This window comes from Sphingopyxis sp. (genome assembly GCF_035565275.1).
GTDB lineage: Bacteria > Pseudomonadota > Alphaproteobacteria > Sphingomonadales > Sphingomonadaceae > Sphingopyxis.
The window spans coordinates 1-2,320 of record NZ_DATMST010000322.1; the positions used below are offsets into that span (position 1 = coordinate 1).

Annotated in this window: 2 protein-coding genes, 1 tRNA gene and 1 pseudogene; 3 read left to right on the top strand and 1 reads right to left on the bottom strand. The window is 64.7% G+C overall.

What is annotated here, in order from left to right; all coding sequences use genetic code 11:
- Nucleotides 1-47 precede the first annotated feature (47 nt).
- Nucleotides 48-122 (top strand) — tRNA-Val (locus VN047_RS21310).
- 43 nt (nucleotides 123-165) lie between these two features.
- Here the strand turns inward: VN047_RS21310 and VN047_RS21315 are convergent.
- A complete protein-coding gene (locus VN047_RS21315) occupies nucleotides 166-957 on the bottom strand; it encodes an SDR family oxidoreductase (RefSeq protein ID WP_325546253.1) in 792 nt (263 codons plus the stop codon).
- A 104-nt stretch (nucleotides 958-1,061) separates the two neighbouring features.
- On the opposite strand from VN047_RS21315, the gene VN047_RS21320 reads away from it, so the two are divergent.
- Both VN047_RS21320 and VN047_RS21325 read left to right on the top strand, forming a co-directional pair.
- The gene (locus VN047_RS21320; RefSeq protein WP_325546255.1) at nucleotides 1,062-1,931 is read left to right on the top strand and encodes an alpha/beta hydrolase; all 870 of its coding nucleotides are present in this window, start codon (nucleotides 1,062-1,064) and stop codon (nucleotides 1,929-1,931) included.
- A 44-nt stretch (nucleotides 1,932-1,975) separates the two neighbouring features.
- Nucleotides 1,976-2,320: pseudogene (locus VN047_RS21325) on the top strand (energy transducer TonB); the annotation flags it as partial.

Consider the following 2,320-nt stretch of genomic DNA (forward strand, 5'->3'; position numbering starts at 1 on the left):
TGCCAAGCCGCGCAGAGGCCTTTAGGGGGCGCGTCACCCCAAGGGATGGGCGTGTAGCTCAGTGGTAGAGCACTGTGTTGACATCGCAGGGGTCGCAAGTTCAATCCTTGCCACGCCCACCATTAAAAACGCCGCCGCCCCGATGGGTTGGCGGCGTTTTTGCGTTCAGGCCATCCCCTTTGTCAGGTCGCCGCGCGAAGCGTCGCCGATCTGGCTGCCGCCGTCGCAATCGAGGATCGTACCGGTAATATATCCCGCGGCCGGCGAGCACAGGAACACGGCCGATTCAGCGACCTCCTCGACCCGGCCCCAGCGCTTCATCGCGATCCGGTCATAATGCGCCTGCCGTGTTTCAGCGTCGGGCGCGAGCCGCTTCATCCCTTCGGTATCGGCGATCGGGCCCGGTGAAATACCGTTCACGCGCACCTCCGGCCCCCATTCGAGCGCGAGCACGCGAATCAACTGGTTGATTCCGGCCTTTGCGGCGCACGCATGCGCCTGCAGCGCCGACGCATTGACCGCTTGCCCCGCGGTGATCGCGATCAGCGACGCGCCCGGACGATTGAGCAGGTCATGACACCCCCGGAATACGTTGAAGGTGCCGTTGAGGTCGATATCGACAACGGTGCGAAAGGCGTTCGCCGACATGCCGAGTACCGGCGCGAGGAAATTGCCCGCCGCGCCCGAGATCACGATGTCCATCGGACCCAGCTCGCCCGCGACCTGCTCCATCACGCCGCGGATCGCCGCATAATCGCGGACGTCGCCCGACAGGCCGAGCGCGCCTTTGCCGATTTCTGCCGCAGCGCGCGTCGCCTTTTCGGGATCCCGCCCTGCCACCGCGACCTTCGCGCCCAGTTCGGCGAAGCGCTTCGCAATACCCAGATTGATGCCGCTCGTGCCGCCTGCGACGAACGCCGTCTTGCCCGCCAGCAGATTGTCCCGGAATGTCTTCATGATCTTCTCCCTCGCTCCATCTCTTTGCCCCGCCCGCCCGATGGGGGTTGACGGATCGAAACCAGTCGCCTTTTGAAACTGGAACAGACAGCAAGGACGAACCGATGGCAAGTGCCGGCCCCACCTCGAACAGCTTCATCTCGCAGCGGCTGAAGCTTCACTATGTCGACTGGGGCAATCGTGGCGCGCCACCGCTGCTGCTGATCCATGGTGGGCGCGATCATTGTCGCAACTGGGACTGGGTCGCCGAAAAGCTGCAAAGCCGTTATCACATCATCGCGCCCGACCTGCGCGGTCATGGCGACAGCGCCTGGTCGCCCGACGGCAATTACGCCATGGACGGTTTCGTCTATGACCTCGCGCAGTTGATCCATCAGCTCGATCTTGGCCCGCTCAGCATCGTCGCCCATTCGATGGGCGGCAATATCGCGCTGCGTTACACCGGCCTCTATCCCGAAAATGTCAGCAAGCTCGTAGCAATCGAAGGTCTCGGCCCCTCGCCCAAGGTCATCGCCGAACGCGCGCAGACGCCTTATGCCGAACGCTTCCGCAAATGGATCGATGACAAGCGAAAGGCGGCCGGCCGCACGCCCCGCCGCTACGCGACGCTCGACGACGCGCTCGCGCGGATGATGGGCGAGAACGCCTATCTGACCGAGGCGCAGGCGCGCCACCTGACCATCCATGGAATCAGCCGCAACGAGGACGGGACGTGGAGCTGGAAGTTCGACAATTATCTGAACGTCTGGCCGGCATTCGATATGCCGCAGGACGACATTGCCGCGCTATGGGGTGCGATCACCTGCCCCACCCTGCTTCTCTACGGCGCGAACAGCTGGGCCTCGAACCCCGAGCGCGACGGACGCCTTGAGCATTTCAGCACCGCGACGGTCATCGAGTTCGAGAATGCCGGCCACTGGCTCCACCACGACCAGTTCGACCGGTTCATATCCACGCTCGACGAATTCCTCTAGGCAGGTACCGGTTGCGCGCCGCGGTGCGCGATAAGAGGCGCACGATGGCCTATACGGGACAGATTTCGGGACGCCAGCGCGCCTTGTCCGGCGCCGGAGCGCTGATCGCCGTCGTCGCGGTCGGACTGGGGCTTGCCGGTGGTCTCGATCTGGATGTCGTACGTCGCGCCAGCGAAACCATCAGTGCAATCGCCGTCCCCGCTCCGCCGCCGCAGGAACAGATAGCCCCTTCCAAAGCGCCGAGTGAAAGGGCCAGCGGCAAGGCTTCGGCGCCAAACGAACATGCCAAGGCCACGCAAATTACCGCTCCGCAGCCGAAGCTACCGCCCGTCACCCCGCCCGTCGCGGCGGCCGCGCGTCCGGGGACCGGGGCCGACAGCTCCGCCGGT

Excerpts from the sequence above, each read along its gene's own strand:
- VN047_RS21315 (WP_325546253.1), bottom strand. The coding sequence starts at position 957 with ATGAAGACATTCCGGGACAATCTGCTGGCGGGCAAGACGGCGTTCGTC.
- VN047_RS21320 (WP_325546255.1), top strand. The coding sequence starts at position 1,062 with ATGGCAAGTGCCGGCCCCACCTCGAACAGCTTCATCTCGCAGCGGCTG.